Origin of the sequence: Azonexus sp. (genome assembly GCF_041909095.1) — a bacterium.
GTDB lineage: Bacteria > Pseudomonadota > Gammaproteobacteria > Burkholderiales > Rhodocyclaceae > Azonexus.
Map to the genome: position 1 here is coordinate 20371 of NZ_JAYREB010000008.1, position 20302 is coordinate 40672.

At 61.5% G+C, this 20302-nt stretch carries 18 protein-coding genes; 16 read left to right on the forward strand and 2 right to left on the reverse strand.

Annotated elements, in window-relative coordinates:
* Window positions 1–333: 333 nt before the first annotated feature.
* On the reverse strand, window positions 334–1737 hold the full coding sequence (ccoG, locus tag ACE3OV_RS14090) for a cytochrome c oxidase accessory protein CcoG (protein ID WP_374327968.1): 1404 nt from the start codon (window positions 1735–1737) through the stop codon (window positions 334–336).
* 123 nt (window positions 1738–1860) lie between these two features.
* Here ccoG and ACE3OV_RS14095 point away from each other — a divergent pair, with 123 nt between their 5' ends.
* From ACE3OV_RS14095 to ACE3OV_RS14130, 8 genes are all read left to right on the forward strand, one after another.
* The gene (locus ACE3OV_RS14095; protein WP_374327969.1) at window positions 1861–2298 is read left to right on the forward strand and encodes an Rrf2 family transcriptional regulator; all 438 of its coding nucleotides are present in this window, start codon (window positions 1861–1863) and stop codon (window positions 2296–2298) included.
* Complete coding sequence (locus ACE3OV_RS14100) at window positions 2291–2506, forward strand: hypothetical protein (protein ID WP_374327970.1); 216 nt, start codon at window positions 2291–2293, stop codon at window positions 2504–2506. The genes ACE3OV_RS14095 and ACE3OV_RS14100 overlap by 8 nt, the downstream gene beginning before the upstream one ends.
* The gene (locus ACE3OV_RS14105) at window positions 2503–3066 is read left to right on the forward strand and encodes an HPP family protein (protein WP_374327972.1); all 564 of its coding nucleotides are present in this window, start codon (window positions 2503–2505) and stop codon (window positions 3064–3066) included. Before ACE3OV_RS14100 ends, ACE3OV_RS14105 begins: the two co-directional genes overlap by 4 nt.
* 289 nt (window positions 3067–3355) lie before the next feature.
* Window positions 3356–3583 carry a helix-turn-helix domain-containing protein gene (locus tag ACE3OV_RS14110; RefSeq protein ID WP_374327973.1) on the forward strand — a complete coding sequence of 76 codons (228 nt, stop codon included), beginning with the start codon at window positions 3356–3358 and terminating at the stop codon, window positions 3581–3583.
* The gene (locus ACE3OV_RS14115) at window positions 3580–6708 is read left to right on the forward strand and encodes a type I restriction endonuclease subunit R (RefSeq protein ID WP_374327975.1); all 3129 of its coding nucleotides are present in this window, start codon (window positions 3580–3582) and stop codon (window positions 6706–6708) included. The genes ACE3OV_RS14110 and ACE3OV_RS14115 overlap by 4 nt, the downstream gene beginning before the upstream one ends.
* Entirely contained in the window at window positions 6702–8342 is a 1641-nt protein-coding gene (locus ACE3OV_RS14120) for a class I SAM-dependent DNA methyltransferase (protein ID WP_374327977.1), read from the forward strand. The genes ACE3OV_RS14115 and ACE3OV_RS14120 overlap by 7 nt, the downstream gene beginning before the upstream one ends.
* The gene (locus ACE3OV_RS14125; RefSeq protein ID WP_374327978.1) at window positions 8335–9558 is read left to right on the forward strand and encodes a restriction endonuclease subunit S; all 1224 of its coding nucleotides are present in this window, start codon (window positions 8335–8337) and stop codon (window positions 9556–9558) included. Before ACE3OV_RS14120 ends, ACE3OV_RS14125 begins: the two co-directional genes overlap by 8 nt.
* A gap of 11 nt (window positions 9559–9569) precedes the next feature.
* Window positions 9570–10598: a YhcG family protein gene (locus tag ACE3OV_RS14130; RefSeq protein ID WP_374327980.1), complete on the forward strand. Its 1029-nt coding sequence runs from the start codon at window positions 9570–9572 to the stop codon at window positions 10596–10598.
* Window positions 10599–10670: 72 nt separating this feature from the next.
* Here ACE3OV_RS14130 and ACE3OV_RS14135 read toward each other — a convergent pair whose 3' ends face one another.
* Window positions 10671–11750 carry a BMP family ABC transporter substrate-binding protein gene (locus tag ACE3OV_RS14135; protein WP_374327981.1) on the reverse strand — a complete coding sequence of 360 codons (1080 nt, stop codon included), beginning with the start codon at window positions 11748–11750 and terminating at the stop codon, window positions 10671–10673.
* Window positions 11751–12049: 299 nt separating this feature from the next.
* Here ACE3OV_RS14135 and ACE3OV_RS14140 point away from each other — a divergent pair, with 299 nt between their 5' ends.
* Genes ACE3OV_RS14140 through ACE3OV_RS14175 form a run of 8 tightly spaced genes read left to right on the forward strand, consistent with a single transcriptional unit; the run spans window position 12050 to window position 20282 of the window.
* Window positions 12050–12313 carry an antitoxin gene (locus ACE3OV_RS14140; protein ID WP_374327983.1) on the forward strand — a complete coding sequence of 88 codons (264 nt, stop codon included), beginning with the start codon at window positions 12050–12052 and terminating at the stop codon, window positions 12311–12313.
* Entirely contained in the window at window positions 12310–12717 is a 408-nt protein-coding gene (locus ACE3OV_RS14145) for a type II toxin-antitoxin system VapC family toxin (RefSeq protein ID WP_374327984.1), read from the forward strand. Before ACE3OV_RS14140 ends, ACE3OV_RS14145 begins: the two co-directional genes overlap by 4 nt.
* A 6-nt stretch (window positions 12718–12723) precedes the next feature.
* On the forward strand, window positions 12724–14241 hold the full coding sequence (locus tag ACE3OV_RS14150; protein ID WP_374327985.1) for a DUF3375 domain-containing protein: 1518 nt from the start codon (window positions 12724–12726) through the stop codon (window positions 14239–14241).
* Between the two features lie 53 nt (window positions 14242–14294).
* A complete protein-coding gene (locus ACE3OV_RS14155) occupies window positions 14295–14642 on the forward strand; it encodes a nucleotidyltransferase domain-containing protein (protein ID WP_374327987.1) in 348 nt (115 codons plus the stop codon).
* Between the two features lie 14 nt (window positions 14643–14656).
* A complete protein-coding gene (locus tag ACE3OV_RS14160; RefSeq protein ID WP_374327988.1) occupies window positions 14657–15046 on the forward strand; it encodes a HEPN domain-containing protein in 390 nt (129 codons plus the stop codon).
* Between the two features lie 16 nt (window positions 15047–15062).
* Entirely contained in the window at window positions 15063–15707 is a 645-nt protein-coding gene (locus tag ACE3OV_RS14165) for a DUF4194 domain-containing protein (protein ID WP_374327989.1), read from the forward strand.
* The gene (locus tag ACE3OV_RS14170; protein WP_374327991.1) at window positions 15700–19077 is read left to right on the forward strand and encodes an ATP-binding protein; all 3378 of its coding nucleotides are present in this window, start codon (window positions 15700–15702) and stop codon (window positions 19075–19077) included. The genes ACE3OV_RS14165 and ACE3OV_RS14170 overlap by 8 nt, the downstream gene beginning before the upstream one ends.
* The gene (locus ACE3OV_RS14175) at window positions 19074–20282 is read left to right on the forward strand and encodes a DUF3322 domain-containing protein (protein ID WP_374327992.1); all 1209 of its coding nucleotides are present in this window, start codon (window positions 19074–19076) and stop codon (window positions 20280–20282) included. The genes ACE3OV_RS14170 and ACE3OV_RS14175 overlap by 4 nt, the downstream gene beginning before the upstream one ends.
* The last annotated feature ends 20 nt before the right edge of the window (window positions 20283–20302 follow it).

The window sequence follows — 20302 nt, forward strand, 5'->3', positions numbered from 1 at the left end:
TGCCAAATGGTTTTTTTATCCGCATTTGCGATTCGCTCCCTGATTCCAGCGTGTTTTTCTGAATCATACTCCGCTATCCGGCCAAGGAGCGACGCAGGCCGCCGCTGCGATTGCCGGGGCGAGCGGAAAGGCGCCTGGCCGCATGGGGGCCGGCTGTCACCGGACGCCGCGAACAAAACCCGTTCGTCATTGGCGCGCAATCAGGCGCTACCGGGCAGGCCTGAATCCGCCACGCCGCCAGGCAGCACCGCACAGCCGACGCCGCAGCAGAACCTCCTGCGCACAAGGTCCGGCAAAACAGCATCGTGCGCGCTTGCGGCGGATGGCTTCGCCTCAGGGCATCCAGAAGCGGGCGTCGGCGCTGCCGCTGACCGCCGGTTCGGCGCCGTCATCGACGACGAAGACGATGCGGTGGGCGCCGGCCGCCAGACTGCCGGGTTCGGCGCGGACGACGACGGTGGCGGCGCCGCTTTCGCCGCCCGGCACGTTGAGCGCGGTGTCGCCGGCGACGGCCAGCGGGGCCTCGCCGCTGACTGCGATGCGCAGCCGGCGGGCATCGTCGCCAGTGTTGAGGATTTGCAGCCGGTAGATGTTTTCGATGGCGCCGTCGTCGGCCTCGCGGGCCAGCGTGTTGCGGTCCTTCTCGACGTTGATGCGCAACGGCGGCCGGTGCGCCAGCGACCAGGCCATGGCCAGCGTCAGCCCGACCAGCAGCGTCGCGTAGATCAGCACGCGCGGGCGCAGCGCCCGGCGCAGCACGCGGGCCAGGGTGAGGCGCTGGGCGATGGCGTTCTCCGTCGAATAGCGGATCAGCCCGCGCGGGTAGTTCATCTTGTCCATCACCTGGTCGCAGGCGTCGATGCAGGCGGCGCAGCCGATGCATTCGTTCTGCAGGCCGTCGCGGATGTCGATGCCGGTCGGGCAGACCTGTACGCAGATGCCGCAATCGACGCAGTCGCCCAGACCGAGCGCCTTGGGGTCGGCGCCCTTGGGGCGGGCGCCGCGGGCGTCGCCGCGCTGGTTGTCGTAGGCGATGATCAGCGTGTCGGGGTCGAGCATGACGAACTGGAAGCGGGCATACGGACAGATCTGCCGGCACATCTGTTCACGCAGGAAACCGGCGTTGCCGTAGGTAGCGAAGGCGTAGAAGACGACCCAGAAGCTCGCCCACGGCCCGGCGGAAAAACTCGCCAGCTGGCCGACCAGCTCGCGGATCGGCACGAAGTAGCCGACGAAGGTGATGCCGGTCCACAATGCGAACAGCCCCCAGGCCAGGTGCTTGCCGCCCTTGATCGCCAACTTGCGGGCGCGCCACGGCTGGGCGTCGAGCTTGATGCGGCGGGCACGGTCGCCCTCGATCAGCTTCTCCAGCCAGAGGAAGATTTCCGTGTAGACCGTCTGCGGGCAACTGTAGCCGCACCACAGGCGGCCGGCGACGGCGGTGAACAGGAACAGCGCCAGCGCGCCGACGATCATCAGGATCACCAGGTAGATCGTGTCCTGCGGCCACAGCACCAGGCCGAAGAGGTGGAACTTGCGGGCGTCGAGATCGAACAGCACCGCCTGCCGGCCGTCCCAGGGCAGCCAGCAGGTGCCGTAGAAAACCGCCTGCGTCAGCCAGACGAAGAACCAGCGCCAGCGGGTAAACGGTCCGTCCACCGAACGCGGGTAGACCTTGGCCTCGGGATCGCCGGCCGGGCGGATGTCGATGACTTTTCTCGGGGTGGGGTGGGCCATTTCTGCGCTGCCTGAAAACTCCCCGCCAGACGAGGAAATCATAAGTGGAATTTAAAATTCCACTTTATGGTAACGGCTCCCCTCCCTATAATCAACATCAAAAATTCCCCTTATGGAGCCGGCATGCGACTCAGCACCTTTTCCGACTACAGCCTGCGCGTCCTGCTCTACTTGGGCGAGCGCCCGAGCGGGCTGATCAGCATCGGCGAGATCGCCGCCTGGCACGAGATATCGGAAAGCCACCTGATGAAGGTCGTCCTCCACCTCGGCCGCTGCGGCTACGTGCAGACGGTGCGCGGCAAGGGCGGCGGCCTGCGCCTGGCGCGCCCGCCGGCCGACATCGGCCTGGGCGAGGTGCTGCGCCAGACCGAAACCGACTTCGCGATGGCCGACTGCTTCGGCACCACCTACCCCTGCCGCATCGACGGCATCTGCCGGGTCAAGGGCGTACTGCGCGAAGCCCTGCAGGCGATGTTCCTGGTCCTCGACAGCTACACGCTCGCCAACCTGCTGGCCGACCCCGACGTCCTGCCCCTCGCCGAGGAGAGTCGCCATGCGTGAATTCTCGCCGCCGGTCAGCAACGAACTCGCCATCGACGCCGACCACGAACCGGAGCTGTCGGATGCCGACATCCTCGACGCCATGCAGCAACTGCCCGGCTATATCGACATCGGCACCGAAGACTTCCGGCTGATCTACCACCTCGCCTGGCGCCACGCCGTCGAGCGCCTGCGCCAGCGCCAGGCGGGCCGGGACGACGCGGCGTGACTCCGCCGGAAAACCGCCTGCGCGCCTACTTCCGCAAGTGGCGGGGCACTACCGCCGGTAGTCCGCCACGCGTCAACAACAGCGAAATCCTCTGGTCCTGGCTCGGCGCCTTCGCCGGCATCGGCCTGCTCGCCTGGCTCGGCCAGTACAGTTTCAGCGCCTACAGCCTGCACCTGCTGATCGGCTCCTTCGGCGCCTCCGCCGTCCTCCTCTTCGGCGCCCCGCGCAGCCCGCTCGCCCAGCCACGCAACCTGCTCGGCGGCCACGCCCTGTCCGCCGCCGTCGGCGTCGTCTGCTGGCAACTGCTGCACGGCCAGCCGGTGCTCGCCCAGGCCCTCGCCGTCGCCACCGCCATCGCCCTGATGCACCTCACGCGCTGCCTGCATCCCCCGGGCGGCGCCACCGCCCTGATCGCCACCCTGGGCAGCGCCGAGATCGAACGCCTTGGCTACTGGTACATCCTCTGGCCCGCCACCACCGGCCCCCTGCTCTTGCTGGCCGTCGCCCTGGTCGTCAACAACCTGCCGACGTCACGGCGGTATCCGCTGGTGTGGTGGTAAGTGCGAGGTTCGGCCATAACGGCCATTGGGTTAAACGCACCAAATCGGGCGGCAATCCACCGCTTACCGACCGCCCAGCCTCATGAGGTAGCGACAGGCAACTTTCCATATTTGACGATCAAGCGGCAGACAGCACGAATAGCAGGGCAATTTAGATTTTCATGTCCGCGTGATCAACCTTCCGTCCACCTTCGAGAGTCGGACTTGTTCAAAAGCAACTGAATCCAGCCTCTGTTAGACTGATAACGATTTTGAACGACTTTGAGGCTTTGCTCTGAGCGCCAATGCCATGAATTCCGAACCGTGGGTCACAGCCATCGATGTCGCCCGCCATCTGGGCGTCGTAAAAGACACCGTCTATCGCTGGCGCGAGCGCAAAGGTTTGCCCGCACACAAGATCGGCCGGCTGTGGAAATTCCAGCTATCCGAGGTTGATGAATGGGTGCGTACCGGTGGTGCGGATGAAGATTCAGGCAATCCCGTGCAGCAAGAACCATCAGGGAGATCAACCCGATGATTTTCAGCGAAGACTCACGGGTGAAGATTCCGTGCATCCTGCATCTGGTCCGGCTTGGCTACCGTTACCTCTCGCTCAAGAATGCCGTCTGGGACGAAGAAACCAATATCTTCCCCGCGCTGTTCAACGAAGCCATTGCCCGCATCAACCCTGATTTGAGTACGGAAGACGTTACCCGACTGCTGGCTGACGTCAAACTCCTGCTGGACAACGAAGACCTCGGCAACGCCTTCTATGACCGGCTTGGCGAGCGTTCTGGCGTCCGCCTGATCGACTTCGAGAACTTCGACAACAACAGCTTTCACGTCGTTACCGAACTGACCTGCAAGAACGGCGACGATGAATTCCGGCCCGACATCACCTTGCTCATCAACGGCATGCCGCTGGCCTTTATCGAGGTCAAGAAGCCCAACAATCGCGAAGGCGTACTGGCCGAGCGTAACCGCATCATCACGCGCAGCCGCAATCCAAAATTCCGGCGCTTCATCAATATCACGCAGTTGATGGTCTTCTCCAACAACATGGAGTACGACGACGGCTCACCGCAAGCCATTGAAGGCGCGTTTTACGCCAGCCCATCCTACGACTCGCCCGTCTTCAACTATTTCCGCGAAGAAGAAACGCTCGACCTCAGCCAGCTTTTGGCGGATGAAGATGACGCTCTCGAAAACGACGTGCTGCGCGACAACAACCTCAACGTCATCAAGCACAGCCCCGAGTTTCTGAGTAACAAATCGCCCGATACGCCAACCAACCGCATCTGCACCTCCCTGTTCAGTCGTGAGCGCCTCGCCTTCCTGCTGCGCTTTGCGCTGACCTACGTTAACGAAAGCGACGGCCTGCACAAGCATGTCATGCGCTACCCCCAACTCTTCGCCACCAAGGCCATCAAGAAGAAACTCGATGCCGGGGTGAAGAAGGGCATCATCTGGCACACCCAAGGTAGCGGCAAGACCGCGCTGGCGTATTACAACACCCGCTTTCTCACCGATTACTTCCAGCACCAAGGGGTGATTCCGAAGTTTTACTTCATCGTCGACCGGCTTGATCTGGCGACGCAGGCGCAGCGCGAATTCGCCAGTCGTGGACTGGTGGTGCACACCATTGATAGTCGCGATGCCTTCGCCCGCGACATCAAAACCACGCAGGTGCTGCACAACCACAGCGGCAAGCCGGAAATCACCGTAGTCAATATCCAGAAATTCGATGACGACCCGGATGTGGTGCGCACCGAGGATTACGACTTCAGCATCCAGCGCGTCTATTTTCTTGATGAAGTGCACCGCAGCTACAACCCGCAGGGCAGCTTTCTGGCCAACCTCAGCCAGTCCGACCGCAACGCCATCAAGATAGGCCTCACCGGCACGCCGCTACTGGGCGACGACTACAACTCGCGCGCCCTGTTTGGCGACTACATCCACAAGTACTACTACAACGCCTCGATTGCCGACGGTTACACCCTGCGCCTGATCCGCGAAGAAATCGCCACCAACTACAAAATCTCGCTGCAGGAGGCGCTTGCCGCCGTCCAGTTGCAGCAAGGCGATATCGACCGCAAGCTGATCTACTCGCACCCGCAGTTCGTCGAGCCCATGCTCGATTACATCGTGACTGACTTCGAGAAAAGCCGCAGCGCGCTGGGCGATGCCAGCATCGGCGGCATGGTGATCTGCGACAGCGCCGATCAAGCCAAAGAGATGTTCAAGATTTTCAATACGGTCTATGCGGCTCAACCCTTGCCAGTGAACACCGCGCAGGACTCCGCGCAAGCCGTGATCGCCGCGACGCAGCCGGACAGCTACGCCGCCCGCAGCCTGCTGAAAAACCGGGTCAAGAACGCCGCCCTGATCCTGCACGACGTCGGCAGCAAGGACGAGCGCAAGCAATGGGTAGAAGACTTTAAAGCCGGCAAGATCGACCTCCTGTTCGTCTACAACATGCTGCTCACCGGTTTTGACGCCAAGCGCCTGAAAAAACTCTACCTGGGCCGCGTCATCAAGGCGCACAACCTGCTGCAGGCGCTCACCCGCGTCAATCGCACCTACAAGGATTTCCGCTACGGTTACGTGGTCGATTTTGCCGACATCCGCAAGGAATTCGACAAGACCAACAAAGACTACTTCGACGAACTGCAATCCGAGCTGGGCGACGAGATCGAGCACTACTCCAACCTGTTCAAATCGGCCGAAGAGATCGCGCAGGAAATCGAAACGATCAAGGACATCCTGTTCCGCTTCAATATCGAAAATGCCGAAGAGTTTTCAAAACAGCTCAGCCAGATTCAAGACCGTGCCACCGTGCTGGCGCTCAAAAAAGCGCTTGCCGATGCCCGCAATCTCTACAACCTGATTCGCCTGCAAGGCGATTACGAGCAACTGCAGCAGCTCGATTTCCACAAGCTCGGTCAGCTTTACCGCGAAACCTGCAACCACCTCGATCTGCTCAATCTGAAGGAAAGCATCGAGTCGGCCACCGACACCAGCAATCTGCTCAATGTCGCGCTCGAAGAGGTGATCTTCAAATTCGCCAAGATCAGGGAAGAAGAACTGGTCCTCGCCGACCGGCTGAAAAACACCCTGCGCCAGACACGCGAAGCCCTGGCAGACAATTTCGACCAGCAAGACCCCAAGTTCGTCACCCTGCGGGAAGAGCTGGAACGGCTGTTCAAGAAAAAGAAACTCAGCGAAGTCAGCCAGGACGAGATGACCGCCAACATCGGCGCACTCAATGCGATTCACGACAAGGTCAAGGAGCTGAACCGCCAGAACAACCTGCTGCGCGCCAAATACCAGGGCGATGCCAAATACACGCGCATTCACAAGCACCTGCACGAGCGCGGGACGTTCTCGCAGATTGAGCGCCGCCTGTTTGACGCTCTCAATGGCGTCAAACAGCAGGCCGACGAACAGGTGCTGCAAAACACCCAACTGCTCAATAACGAAAGCTATTTCGAACTAATGATGCAGCCCATCGTCATCGGCGAGTTTTCCACCCGCCAGCACATCAAACTCACTCCCGCCGCCAGCCGCAGCATCAACCAGTTGGTGGTCGCCGAATACATGCATGAATTTCTTGCTGGCGCCCGCCCGGGCGGCAGCCGTAACACTGGAGCAAGCACTTGGTAAGCCAGCAATTTGAACAACGCACCCGCGAACTGATCGACAGCCTCAAGGCCATCTGTGCCGCTTACGGCCTGGGCAACGACGGCAACGAATTCAAGATCATCACCCAGGTCTTTCTCTACAAGTTCCTCAACGACAAATTCGCCTTCGAGGCCAAGAAGATCCAGCCGGCACTCGCCAAGGCCGAGAGTTGGGAAGCCGCCATCGCGGCGATGAGCGCCGACGACCTGGAAATGCTGCAAATGCAGATGGGGCCGGATACCGCGCGCCTGAAGCCCGAGCATTTCATCGCCCACCTGTGGGGCCGCCAGAACGCCCCGGAATTCGCCAAGCTGTTCGACGATACTCTGCGCGACATCGCCATCAGCAACAACGACATCTTCGCCGTCAAAACCGATGGCGGCGCCAAGATCACCCTGTTTGACCGGGTCAGCGAATTCATCACCGACCCATCCAAACGCGACGCCTTCTGCCGCGCCATCATCAACAAGCTGGGCGACTTCAGCTTCGAGCGTATCTTCAACGAAAAATACGACTTCTACGCCGCGCTGTTTGAATACCTGATCAAGGATTACAACAAGGACAGCGGCGGCAAATACGCCGAGTACTACACCCCGCATGCCGTCGCCAAGATCATGGCCGCCATCCTCGTGCCGCTAGCAGTGCGCGGCAAGCTCCGCAATGTGAGCTGCTACGACCCCTCGGCCGGTTCCGGCACGCTGCTGATGAACATCGCCCACGCCATCGGCGAACAGCGCTGTAGCATCTACTCGCAGGACATCTCGCAAAAATCATCCAGCCTGCTGCGCCTGAACCTGATCCTCAACAACCTGGTGCATTCCATCCCCAACATCATCCAGGGCAACACCATGCTCCACCCCTATCACCGGGAAGCACAGGGGCATGCACTCAAGAAGTTCGACTACATCGTCAGCAATCCGCCGTTCAAGATGGATTTCAGCGATTTCCGCAATGAACTGGACAGCAAGGAGCACCGCGAACGCTTCTTTGCCGGGGTGCCCAATATCCCCAAGCAGGCCGTGGACAAAATGGCCATCTACCAGCTCTTCCTGCAGCACATCATCTATTCCTTGAAGCCCGGCGGTAAAGCGGCCGTGGTTGTACCGACCGGCTTCATCACCGCGCAAAGCGGCATCGACAAAGGCATCCGCCAGCATCTGGTGGACAACAAAATGCTCGCCGGTGTCGTTTCCATGCCCAGCAACATCTTCGCCACCACCGGCACCAATGTCTCCATTGTGTTTATCGACGCCGCCAATAAAGCCGACGTGGTCCTGATCGACGCCTCCGGCCTCGGCACCAAGGTCAAGGACGGCAAGAACCAGAAAACCCTGCTCTCCGAAGCCGAAGAAGACCGCATCATCGCCACCTTCAACGGTAAAGAGGCGGTGGAGGATTTTTCGGTGGTGGTCAGTTACGCCGATATCGCCGCTAAGAGTTACAGTCTAAGCGCCGGGCAGTATTTCGACGTGAAGATCGAATACAGCGACCTGACGGCGGCGCAGTTTGTTGAAAAGATGCGGGGCATTACTGACAGACTGGACGAGCTATTCAAGGAGTCGGTGGGGTTGGAGCAGGAGATCAAGAAGCAGTTGGCGGGGTTGCGGTATGAGTAAGTGGCAGCAAACCACACTTGGCAAAGTCCTTGGTGATGGTGGCGGCAAGATTCAAACAGGACCGTTTGGAAGCCAGTTGCATGCATCTGACTACGTTGACTCAGGCATTCCGTGCATCATGCCGGCCAACATGAAGAATAACCGTGTGAATCTTTTAGGTATTGCTTTCATTGCTGAGAAAGATGCACAACGACTGTCCCATCACTTGGTGAAAGAGGGCGATATTGTTTATAGCCGCCGGGGCGATGTCACGCAGAAAGCACTCATTGGAAAAACCGAGGTTGGTTATTTTTGCGGCACGGGATGCTTGTTAGTTCGGCCTGGCGATGCCATTGATCCAGAGTTTTTAACCTACCATCTCAGTACACCAAGTAACCAGACACTGAATTTACCTCCCAAAAAGGAAACGCAAAAGAAAGTCGCCGCAGTCCTCTCCGCCCTAGACGCCAAAATCGACTGCAACAACCGCATCAACGCCGAGCTGGAGGCGATGGCCAAGACGCTGTACGACTACTGGTTCGTGCAGTTCGACTTCCCCGATGCCAACGGCAAACCCTACAAATCCTCCGGCGGCAAGATGGGCTACAACGCCACGCTGAAACAAGAGATTCCGGTGGGGTGGGAAGCGCGAAAACTCGGGCAATACATCTCGCTTGAGCGTGGCGTGACTTATGGCAAAGAGGACGTTTGTACATCCAATACGAAAGATGCCGTTGGTGTTCTCCGCGCGACCAACGTTACGGCAAACGTTATCGACACAGACGATCTGGTCTATGTGCCTGATAGCAAACTAAGCCTCGCTCAGACCATGACAAAATTTTCAACCCTGATAGTTATGTCAAGTGGGAGCAAAGAGCACGTCGGAAAAAACGGCATCTATCTCTTCGATGAGCCGTTGGGTTTTGGGGCTTTTTGCTCAAAGATTACTTCTGATATCAACAGTAGATATTTTGTGAACACGTTTCTTCAGTCAAAGTGGTTCAGGGCGTACATAAAGAACCAATGCCTTGGAACCAACATCAACAACCTCACAAACGATCACATAAATAACTGTCCGACAATCGGGGCCGATCCACGAGTCTCACGTCTCTTTGAAGAAACACTCAAAGCACACTACGAAAAAATGGCCGTCAATGCGGTCGAAAATCGCTCGTTGAAGCAACTCCGCGACTGGCTCCTCCCTTTGCTAATGAACGGCCAAGTGACGGTGGCGTGAAGGAGACCCGCATGAACGATCAACCCAGCCTGCCGCAAACCCTGCTCGCCGCGCTGCGCGAGCTGATCGCGCAGGGTCGCCAGCGTGCCCTGCGGGCGGTGGACACGGTGCAGGTGCAGACCTGCTGGGAAATCGGCCGGCACATCGTCGAATTCGAACAGGGCGGCGAGCATCGTGCCGCCTATGGCAAGAAGCTGCTGTCCAGTCTGGCGGAAAACCTGACCCGCGAATTCGGCAAAGGCTTCGATGCCTCCAATTTGCGTTACATGCGCCTGTTTTATCAGGCTTTCCCGATGTGTGACGCACTGCGTCACGAATTGAGCTGGACCCACTACCGCACGCTATTGCGCGTCGAGAGCGCCGAGGCCCGGCAGTGGTACATGAACGAAGCCGCCGCGCAGAACTGGAGTTCGCGCGCCCTGGAACGCCAGATCGGTACCTTGTACTACGAACGACTGCTGCTGAGCGAAGACAAGCCGGCACTGGCTGCCGAAGCCGACGCCAAGCTGCACGCCCTGAAACAAGCACCGCGCGAATTCATCCGTGACCCGGTGATGCTCGAATTCCTCGGCTTCCCGGGCAGCGGCAAGCTGCTGGAATCGACGCTGGAACAGGCCTTGATGGATAAATTGCAGGCTTTCCTGCTGGAACTGGGCAAGGGCTTTGCCTTTGTCGCCCGGCAGCAACGCATCAGCACCGAAAGCAAGGATTTCTACATTGATCTGGTGTTCTACAACTACCTGCTCAAGTGCTTTGTGCTGATCGACCTGAAAACCCATGAGCTGACGCATCAGGACATCGGGCAGATGGACATGTATGTCCGCATGTACGACGAGCTCAAACGCGGCCCGGATGACAACCCCACCGTCGGCATCCTGCTCTGCGAGCACAAGGATCATTCCGTGGTGCGCTACTCGGTGCTCCACGAGAGCGAGCAATTATTCGCCAGCAAATATCGCCTGATCCTGCCCAGCGAAGAAGAGCTGCGCTACGAGATCGAACGCGAACGGGCGATCCTGGACGAGGCCAAAACCGCTTAGCAAAACCCCCGACCAAGGCCGGGGGCTTTTGCTTTTTCCTGCCGGTAAGCGCCGGCATGAACCACTTGCCGCTTACTTCGGAATCGCCCCTTCGACGCCTTCGACGTAGAAGTTCATCTGCTTCAGTTCCGGGTCGGTGTAGGTCTTGCCGGCGGCGAGGACGAGCTTGCCGGTCTGGTCCTTGAGCGGGCCGGTGAAGGGATGGAGGGTGCCGGCCTTGAGGGCGTCGCGGCGTTCTTCGGCGAGCTTCTTGACGGCAGCCGGGACGGCCGGGCCGAAGTTGTCGATGTTGACCGCGCCTTCCTTGACGCCCCACCAGATGTCGCCGCTCTTCCAGGTACCGGCGGCGACGTCGTCGAGGGTCTTCTTGTAGATCACGCCCCAATGCAGGATCGACGCGGCAAGTTGGGCCTTGCCACCGAACTTGCTCATGTCGGAATCCCAGCCGAAGGCGAGGACGCCCTTTTCCTGGGCTGTCTGGACGACGGCCGGGGAATCGGTGTTCTGCATCAGCACGTCACAGCCCTGGGCGATCAGCGCCAGCGCGGCTTCGCGTTCCTTGCCCGGATCGAACCAGCTATTGACCCAGATGGCGCGGGTGGTGATCGCCGGGTTGACGCTGCGCGCGCCGAGGGTAAAGGCGTTGATGTTGCGGATGACTTCGGGGATGGGGATCGAGGCGACGACGCCGAGCTTGTTGCCCTTGCTCATCTTGCCGGCGACGACGCCGAGCATGTAGGCGCCCTCGTAGGTGCGCACGTCGTAGACGCCGAGGTTCTTGCCGGTCTTGTAGCCGGTGGCGTGCATGAAGACGGTGTTGGGGAAGGCCTTGGCGACCTTGACCATCTGGTTCATGTAGCCGAAGGAGGTGGCGAAGACGACCTTGTGCCCCTTCTGCGCCATGTCGCGGAAGACGCGTTCGGCGTCGGCGGTTTCCGGCACGTTTTCGACATAGGTGGTTTTCACCTTGCCGCCGGATTGCGCCTCGACCAGCTTGCGGCCGACGTCGTGGGCGTAGGTCCAGCCGTGGTCGCCGGTCGGGCCGATGTAGACGAAGCCGGCTTTGAGCGGCTCGGCGGCCTGCGCGCCGGTGAGGCAGGTCAGCGCCAGCAGGCTTGCGGCGGCAAATGTCTTGAAGCTTTTCGGAATCATGTGCTTATCTCCTGTGCGGGGTCTGTTGGATCGCCTTCACTCTAGCAACGCGCGCTGCGACAACCTATCCTGCCAGCGTTATGAACAGTATGGCTCGCCGCTGTCATCGCACGCCGGCCCGGCACCTGATAATGCCAGGCCACACAGACCGGAGGTTCCCCATGCTCCCCCAGCCAGACCGCAAGGATACCCGTTTCCTGCAGCATTGCATCGCGCTCTCCCGCCCTCTCCCGCCCACTTGCCAGCGCTGACGACGCGATCTAGCATACACACAACAATGTACACACACGAGTTGCCTGATGACGACCTTGACCACCCGCGTTTTCAACAACGGCAACAGCCAGGCGGTGCGCATTCCGGCCGAGTTCCGACTCGATGCCGAGCGAGTCAGCATCTCCCGCAACGAGGCTGGCGACCTGATCATTCACCCGCTGCCGACGCAACGCGGTACGGCGCTGTTGCAAGCCCTGCGTGCATTGGGCGAGGTTGACGAAGCGTTTGTCCAGGCGCTGGAAAGCGGCCAGGCATCGCCCTTGCCGGCCCAGGAGCGCGAAACGCTGTGATCTACCTGCTCGATACCCATATCCTGATCTACCTGATCAAGAACCAGCCGCCAGACATTGCGCAGCGCATCGACGCCCTTTCTGAAGAAGACAGCCTGGGCATGTCCTTCGTCACCTGGGCTGAACTGCTCAAGGGTGCCGAACGCAGTAGGCGCAAGAGCGAAGTGCTGCGCCGGCTGGAAGCGCTGGTCCGCCAGGTGCCCGTGCGTTACCCCGGCGGCCCGGCCATCTGCCGTCACTATGCCGAACAGGCGACCCGCCTCAAGGACAATGGCACGCCCATCGGCGCCAATGATTTGTGGATTGCCTGTCACGCGCTGGCCGAAAACGCGACCCTGGTCACCCATGACACGCGCGAATTCGTCCGCGTCAGCGGCCTGAAAATCGAAGACTGGGCGGCATAGACCGTAATGCCGCTCGACTACGCCAGCCTCGCCGCCCTGCGCACCTACCACCCAGCCTGGCGCCTGCTGCGCTCCGACCACGCGGCACTGGTGGCGAGCTTTCTGCACCGCGTGTTCGTGCTCCCAAACCAGCGCGTCATGGCCGCCGCCGACCTGGCCGAACTGCTGGAAGACGAGTTGTATGCCCTGCGCCTGCAACTGGGCGATTCCGCCTTTCCCAAAGCAGCCATCGACTACCTGAACGACTGGGCGGCGCCCGACAAGGGCTGGTTGCGCAAGTTCTACAAGAGCGGCACCGACGAAGCCCAGTTCGACCTGACGCCGGCCACCGAAAAAGCCCTCGCCTGGCTGGCGCAACTGGCCGAAAGGCAGTTCGTCGGCACCGAATCGCGCCTGCTGACGCTGTTCGATCTGCTCAAGCAGATGCGCGAAGGCAGCGAAACCGACCCCGCCGCGCGCATTGCCGAACTGCAGCGCAAACGCAACGAGATCGACGCCGAGATCGCCCGCGTCGTCGCCGGCGATCTGCCGATGCTCGATGACACGGCGCTGCGCGAGCGTTTCCAGCAATTCATCCAGGGCGCGCGCGAACTGCTCGGCGATTTCCGCGAGGTCGAACACAATTTCCGCCAGCTCGACCGCCGCGTCCGCGAGCGCATCGCCCTGTGGGAAGGGGGCAAGGGCGCCCTGCTCGAAGAAATCATGGGCGAACGCGACGCCATCGCCGATTCCGACCAGGGCAAAAGCTTCCGCGCCTTCTGGGATTTCCTGCTGTCGAGCCGCCGCCAGGAGGAACTCGGCGATTTACTCGAACAGGTGCTGGCCCTGCCGGCGGTCGCCGCCCTGCACCCCGATGCCCGCACCCGCCGCGTCCATTACGACTGGCTGGAAGCCGGCGAACACACCCAGCGCACCGTGGCTTCGCTGTCGCAGCAATTGCGCCGTTTCCTCGACGATCAGGCCTGGCTGGAAAACCGCCGCATCATGGACATCCTGCATGGCATCGAAAGCAAGGCACTGGCGCTGCGCGCGCACTGGGGCGATGGTTGGCCACCGGCCGGCCCCGTGATGGAAATCGCCGAAGCCCGTGCCGACATCGATCTGGCGATGGAGCGTCCCCTGTTCACACCCACCGTGAAGCCACTCCTGCGCAGCCTCGCCCTGCAAGCCGGGGACGAAAACATCGACCCCGCTGCCCTCTTCGACCAGGTACTGGTCGACCCGGCGCAACTCGTCCGCCACATCCGCCACGCCCTGCAGGACAAGACCCAGACCACCCTGAGCGAGCTGGTCGCCAGCCGACCGCTGACGCACGGCCTGGCCGAACTGGTGACCTACCTGCACCTGGGCAGCGAGACTTTCAACGCCGTCGTCGACGAAGACCACCCGGAAGTCATCCACTGGCAGGCCCAGACCGAAAACGGGCAATCAATCACCCGCTCGGCCCGGTTGCCAAGGGTGATTTTTCTGGCCTCTCAAGCAGCGAAAAAACATGGCGCGACAGATCAACAAGAGAGTTTTTGAAACGATCTACCCGATCGCTTACTATCCAGGCTGAAATCGACGAGATAACGATCATGGCAAGTCACAAGAAAATCGATCAGAAGACTGAAGAAGCGGTTCGCCGCTTCCTGCAGTTGATCGCCGGTCGATACGAGATGACAGGCGCAATCGTCTACGGCAGCCGGGCTCGAGGCACGCACCGCCGGGATAGCGATGCCGATGTCGCCGTACTCCTGAAGGGCGAGCACCAGCGCATTTTGCCAACCACGCTGGCCATGGCGGACTTCGCCTACGACGTCCTGCTTGAGACCGGCATCAATATCTCGCCACTGCCCGTCTGGCAGGACGAGTGGGAACACCCGGAGAACGCGGCGAATCCCTCGCTGTTGCGTAACATCGCCAAGGAAGGTATCCGGATTTGAGAGCTGCGGACCTGATGACCAAAGCCATTCGCGCCGGTCTCTCCGCCAGGGTTTTGCTCAACGCGGGAGATGCCGATGGTGCATGCAACCGCGCCTATTATGCGATGTTCGATGCCGCCCGCGCGGCCTTGCTGGTTTACGGTCACGATGTCGGCAGAACCCACCAAGGCGTACTCAATGCGTTCAGTGAACACCTGGTAAAAAACGGGCCATTGACCAAGGAAACCGGCCGACTCCTGAAACAGGCCGAAACCTTCCGCTACGTTGCCGATTACGAAGGCAACCCGGTAGAAACCAGTGACGCCCGCGTCATGGTCGAACAAGCTGAGCAGTTCATCAAAGTCATCCGCAACGAACCGACGCTTGGCCCCCAGCTTGCCCCGCATGACGAGTCCGGCACCTGACCCCCAACACAAACTGATGGAAGCCTCTTCAGCCGAAACCCCGGCCCCCGACCTCTCGGCCCTGCTGATCGCATTGCTCAAGGGAGTACTCTACCGCGCCGACGACGAACGGCAATGGGCGGGTCTGTTACACCTGCAGGCGCGGGTGCGCGACTACGTGACGGCGCTCAACCTGGAGCTGGTTCTCGACGAGGCCGAAGGACACGCTTTCCTGAAGAGCCGCCCGGACCCGGAAGACGAGGCGACGCCGCGCCTGCCGCGACTGGTCGCACGGCGTCCGCTATCCTTCCCGGTCAGCCTGCTGCTGGCGCTGTTGCGCAAGAAGCTGGCCGAGTTCGACGCGGGCGGCGGCGACACCCGCCTAGTCCTGAGCCGCGACGAGATGGTCGAACTGGTGCGGGTTTTTCTACCGGATGGCCCCAACGAAGCACGCCTGATTGATCAGATGGAGAGCACGATCAACAAGGTGGTCGAACTGGGTTTCCTGCACAAGCTCAAGGCGACGGGCGGCAAGAACGTGCCGGCCGGCTACGAAGTACGACGCATCCTGAAAGCTTTTGTCGACGCGCAATGGCTGGCCGAGTTCGATGCCCGGCTGGCTGGCTACCAGATCGCCTTTGCCGGCGCGAAGAGCAAACAGGAAGGCACGAGCGATGACTGACCCGCAAAGCCTGGCCCTCGATTTTGCAACCGACGACAGCTTGTCCGGCTTTCGCCTGAACCGGTTGGAGGTATACAACTGGGGCACTTTCGACAGCCGCGTCTGGTCGCTGCAGCTCGACGGCCGTAACGGCCTGCTCACCGGCGACATCGGCTCCGGCAAATCGACCCTGGTCGACGCCGTCACCACCCTGCTGGTGCCAGCGAACCGGGTTGCCTACAACAAAGCGGCGGGTGCCGACAGCAAAGAGCGCAGCCTGCGCTCCTACGTGTTGGGTCATTACAAGTCCGAACGCAACGAAACCACCGGCGTCGCCCGGCCGGTCAGTCTGCGCGACCACAATAGCTACTCGGTAATCCTCGGCGTCTTCCACAACGCCGGTTACGACCAGACCATCAGCCTGGCCCAGGTCTTCTGGATGAAGGAAGCGCAGGGCCAGCCGGCCCGCTTCTTCCTCGGCGCCGAGAAAGCCCTGTCGATCGCCGCCGACTTTGCCGACTTCGGCAGCGACATCACCCAGTTGCGCAAGAAGCTGCGCGGCCTGGGCGCCGACATCCACGACAGCTTCCCGCCCTACGCCGCCTGGTTCCGTCGCCGCTTCGGCATCGACAACGAGCAGGCGCTGGAACTCTTTCACCAGACGGTATCAATGAAATCCGTCGGCAACCTGACCGATTTCGTGCGCCAGCACATGCTCGAACCCTTCGATGTGGCGCCGCGCATCCAGGCCCTGATCGGCCATTTCGACGACCTCAACCGAGCCCATCAGGCCGTACTCAAGGCGCAGCAACAAGTGGACCTGCTGACGCCACTGGTTGCCGATTGCCACCGCCATGCCACGCTGAGCGAAGCGGTCGCGCAATGGCGCCGGTGCCGCGACGACCTGCGCCCCTACTTTGCCGGCCTCAAGCTCGAGCTGCTCGACAAGCGTCTGGACAACATAAACGAAGACTGGCGCCGGGCCGACCAGCAGGTGCGCCGCCTCGACGAACAGCGGGAAACCCAGACGCAGCAGATCAGCGAACTGCAGCAGGCGATCCGCGACAATGGCGGCGACCGCCTGGAACGGCTCGCCGCCGAAATCCGCCAGCAGGAGCAGGTGCGTGACCAGCGTCACGCCAAGGCCGTCCGTTACGCTGAACTATGTGCCGTACTCGGCGAACCGGCGGCCAGCGAAGCAGCCACTTTCGCCAACCAACGGGCGCATTTCGGCAACTGGCGTGAGGAACTGCAACAGCGCGATGCCGACACCGAAAACGCCCTCACCGAACACGGCGTGAGTTTGCGTCAGGGCCAGCAGGAGCACGCTCAGCTGAGCAGCGAAATCGACAGTCTGAAGCGTCGGCGCAGCAACATCGACGACCACCAGATCCAGATTCGCAACGCCCTGTGCACGGCGCTTGGCCTCGACCCGGACGACATGCCCTTTGCCGGCGAACTGATCCAGATGCGCGATGACGAGCGCGACTGGGAAGGCGCGGCGGAACGCCTGCTGCACGGCTTCGGCCTGTCCCTGCTGGTGCCCGACAGCCATTACAAGGCGGTCGCCGACTGGGTGGACCGCAATCATCTACGCGCTCGCCTGGTCTATTTCCACGTTCGCCCACGCAAAGGCACGGCAAATCCCGAACTGCACCGCGATTCGCTAGTCCGCAAGCTCTCGCTCAAGCCCGACTCGCCTTACTATGACTGGCTGGAACGCGAACTCGCGCAGCGCTTCGATGTCGCCTGCTGCGCCACTCAGGAACAGTTCCGCCGCGAAACCCGGGCCATTACCCAGGCCGGCCAGATCAAGGACCCGAGCGGCCGACACGAGAAAGACGACCGCCACCGTATCGACGACCGCAGCCGCTACGTGCTCGGCTGGAGCAACCAGGCCAAGATCGCGGCGCTGGAGGAGAAACGCAGACAGCTAGAAAACCGGCTTGGCGATATCGGCGCCCTGACCGGCAAGCTGATCGCCGAACGCCAGGGCCTGCGCGCCCGGCTCGATGCCCTGGTCGCCCTGCACGAATTCGCGCTGTTCGACGAAATCGACTGGGCCAGCGTCAGCCGGCGGATCGCCGTGCTGGGTGAAGAACATCGCAGCCTGGCTGCCGCTTCCGACATCCTCAAGGAACTCGACCAGCGCTTGCAGGCGCTGCAGCAGGCTGCCCGGGAGAGTGAAACGAGCCGCCAAGAAGCACGCGACAAACGCTCGAAGATCGAGCAGAAGCGTACCGACACGCTGTTACTGCAGCAGGAGGCGCAGGCCTTGCTGGAAACTGCCGCAGCCGACCCGGCGCGCGCTGCCCTGCTGGAGGAACTGCGCCCGGAAGCGCTCGGTGAACACCAGTTGAGTGTCGAATCCTGCGACAACCGCGAGCGCGAAATGCGCGACTGGCTGCAGAAGAAGATCGACAACGAAGACGACAAGATCCGGCGGTTGGCGGAAAAGATCATCAAGGCAATGTCCGCTTTCAAGGAATCGTTCAAGCTCGAAACGGCGGAGATCGACGCCAGCCTGGACGCTGCCTTCGAATACGAGAAACTGCTCGGCGAGCTGCAGCGCAACGACTTGCCGCGCTTCCGCGAAAAATTCAAGGAACTGCTCAACGTCAACACCATCAACGAAATCGCCAACTTCAACGCACAACTGGCCCGCGAGCGGGAAACGATCAAGGAGAAGATCGCCCACATCAACCAGTCGCTGGGTGAGATCGACTACAACCCCGGCCGCTACATCGTGCTCGAATCGCAGCCCAGCCCGGATGCCGAGGTCCGCGATTTCCAGCAGGAACTGCGCGCCTGCACCGAAGGAGCAGTCAGCGGCTCCGACGACGCCCAGTATTCGGAAGCCAAGTTCATCCAGGTCAAGGGCATCATTGACCGCTTTCGCGGCCGCGACGGCCTCTCCGAAGCAGACCGGCGATGGACGGCCAAGGTCACCGACGTGCGCAACTGGTTCCTGTTTGCCGCCAGCGAACGCTGGCGCGAAGACGACAGCGAACACGAGCATTATTCCGATTCCGGCGGCAAATCCGGCGGGCAGAAGGAAAAGCTCGCCTACACCATCCTCGCCGCCAGCCTGGCCTACCAGTTCGGTCTGGAATGGGGCGCGGTGCGCTCGCGCTCCTTCCGCTTCGTCGTCATCGACGAGGCTTTCGGTCGCGGCTCGGACGAATCGGCGCAATACGGCCTGCGCCTGTTCAAGCAGCTCAACCTGCAACTGCTGATCGTCACCCCCTTGCAGAAGATTCACATCATCGAGCCCTATGTCGCCAGCGTCGGCTTCGTCCATAACGAAGGCGGCCGGGCCTCGAAGCTGCGCAACCTGAGCATCGAGGAATACCGGGCGCAGAAAGCCGCAACGCCGGAATTCAGCGCATGAGCTGGAGTACGCCCACCGACCTCAGGGCGCAACTGGCCCGCCTGTGGGAACGCGGCGAACTGCTGCGCGACACGCTGAACGGCACGCCGCGCTTTCCCCTGCGCCTGACGCTGAAAACCCCAAGCTCCAGCGACCTCAGCGAACGCTTCGAGGCCGTGCGCGAATGGACGGCCACCCTGGCCAAGGCACCGCTGCGCATCGAATGGCAGGAAGTCCGCCACCGCGTCCAGGGCAAGCAGCGCTTGCCGGCGGCGACCTGGATCGACACGGCGGAGGGCGCCATCGCCTGGCTGGGCAAGCAGGACGACTGGGCGCAATTCGCGCGCCTCGTCGAGAGCACCCGGCAAGCCTGCCCGGCCCTGCTGCCCTGGCTGGAAAAACGCCCGCTCCAGGCGCTGGCACTGACCGATGCCTGGCCGCGCCTGCTCGCCGTCGTCGCCTGGCGGCAAGCCCATCCCCGGCCCGGCATCTACCTGCGCCAGGTCGACCTGGCCGGCATTCACAGCAAATTCATCGAGGCCCACCGGGCGGTGCTGGCCGAACTCTTCGACCTCGCCCTGCCTGCGGAACAGATCGATGCCAGCCGCAGCGGCAGCGGCCAGTTCGCCGCCCGCTACGGCTTCCGCGAGAAGTCGCTGCGCATCCGCTGGCGCCCCCTCGACCCCGACATCGCGACCCTGCCGGGGCTGAGCGCCCCGGATGTCACCCTCGATGCCGACAGCTTCAGCCGCCTGACGCTACCAGTGCGCACCGTCATCATCACCGAAAATGAAACCAACTTCCTTACCCTGCCCGAACTGCCTGGCGCACTGGCCATCTTCGGCGCCGGCTACGGCTGGGAAGCGCTGTCCGGGGCCAAGTGGCTGGCGAACTGCACCCTTCTTTATTGGGGCGACATCGACACCCACGGCTTTGCCATCCTCGACCAGTTGCGCGGCCATTTTCCCGGCGTTGAATCCTTCCTGATGGACCGGGCAACGCTCGACGCCCACGCCGCTTTCCGGGGCAGCGAAGACAAACCGCTAAAGATCGACCTGCACCGCCTGACGACGGCGGAACAGACACTTTACGACGACCTGCGGGACAATCGCATCGCTGACAGCCTGCGTCTGGAGCAGGAGCATCTCGGCTACACCTGGGTGCTGGCGCATCTGCGCCAACGCCTGGGCCTGAGCGATCGCGCGCGCGGTTATCCGGCACTATGATCAAACGACCTTTACCCTGG

Coding starts and splice junctions, on each gene's coding strand:
- ACE3OV_RS14115 (WP_374327975.1), top strand. CDS start 3,580: ATGATTTTCAGCGAAGACTCACGGGTGAAGATTCCGTGCATCCTGCAT.
- ACE3OV_RS14100 (WP_374327970.1), top strand. CDS start 2,291: ATGCGTGAATTCTCGCCGCCGGTCAGCAACGAACTCGCCATCGACGCC.
- ACE3OV_RS14110 (WP_374327973.1), top strand. CDS start 3,356: ATGAATTCCGAACCGTGGGTCACAGCCATCGATGTCGCCCGCCATCTG.
- ACE3OV_RS14160 (WP_374327988.1), top strand. CDS start 14,657: ATGACCAAAGCCATTCGCGCCGGTCTCTCCGCCAGGGTTTTGCTCAAC.
- ACE3OV_RS14140 (WP_374327983.1), top strand. CDS start 12,050: ATGACGACCTTGACCACCCGCGTTTTCAACAACGGCAACAGCCAGGCG.
- ACE3OV_RS14165 (WP_374327989.1), top strand. CDS start 15,063: ATGGAAGCCTCTTCAGCCGAAACCCCGGCCCCCGACCTCTCGGCCCTG.
- ACE3OV_RS14125 (WP_374327978.1), top strand. CDS start 8,335: ATGAGTAAGTGGCAGCAAACCACACTTGGCAAAGTCCTTGGTGATGGT.
- ACE3OV_RS14175 (WP_374327992.1), top strand. CDS start 19,074: ATGAGCTGGAGTACGCCCACCGACCTCAGGGCGCAACTGGCCCGCCTG.
- ccoG (WP_374327968.1), bottom strand. CDS start 1,737: ATGGCCCACCCCACCCCGAGAAAAGTCATCGACATCCGCCCGGCCGGC.
- ACE3OV_RS14135 (WP_374327981.1), bottom strand. CDS start 11,750: ATGATTCCGAAAAGCTTCAAGACATTTGCCGCCGCAAGCCTGCTGGCG.
- ACE3OV_RS14150 (WP_374327985.1), top strand. CDS start 12,724: ATGCCGCTCGACTACGCCAGCCTCGCCGCCCTGCGCACCTACCACCCA.
- ACE3OV_RS14130 (WP_374327980.1), top strand. CDS start 9,570: ATGAACGATCAACCCAGCCTGCCGCAAACCCTGCTCGCCGCGCTGCGC.
- ACE3OV_RS14170 (WP_374327991.1), top strand. CDS start 15,700: ATGACTGACCCGCAAAGCCTGGCCCTCGATTTTGCAACCGACGACAGC.
- ACE3OV_RS14095 (WP_374327969.1), top strand. CDS start 1,861: ATGCGACTCAGCACCTTTTCCGACTACAGCCTGCGCGTCCTGCTCTAC.
- ACE3OV_RS14155 (WP_374327987.1), top strand. CDS start 14,295: ATGGCAAGTCACAAGAAAATCGATCAGAAGACTGAAGAAGCGGTTCGC.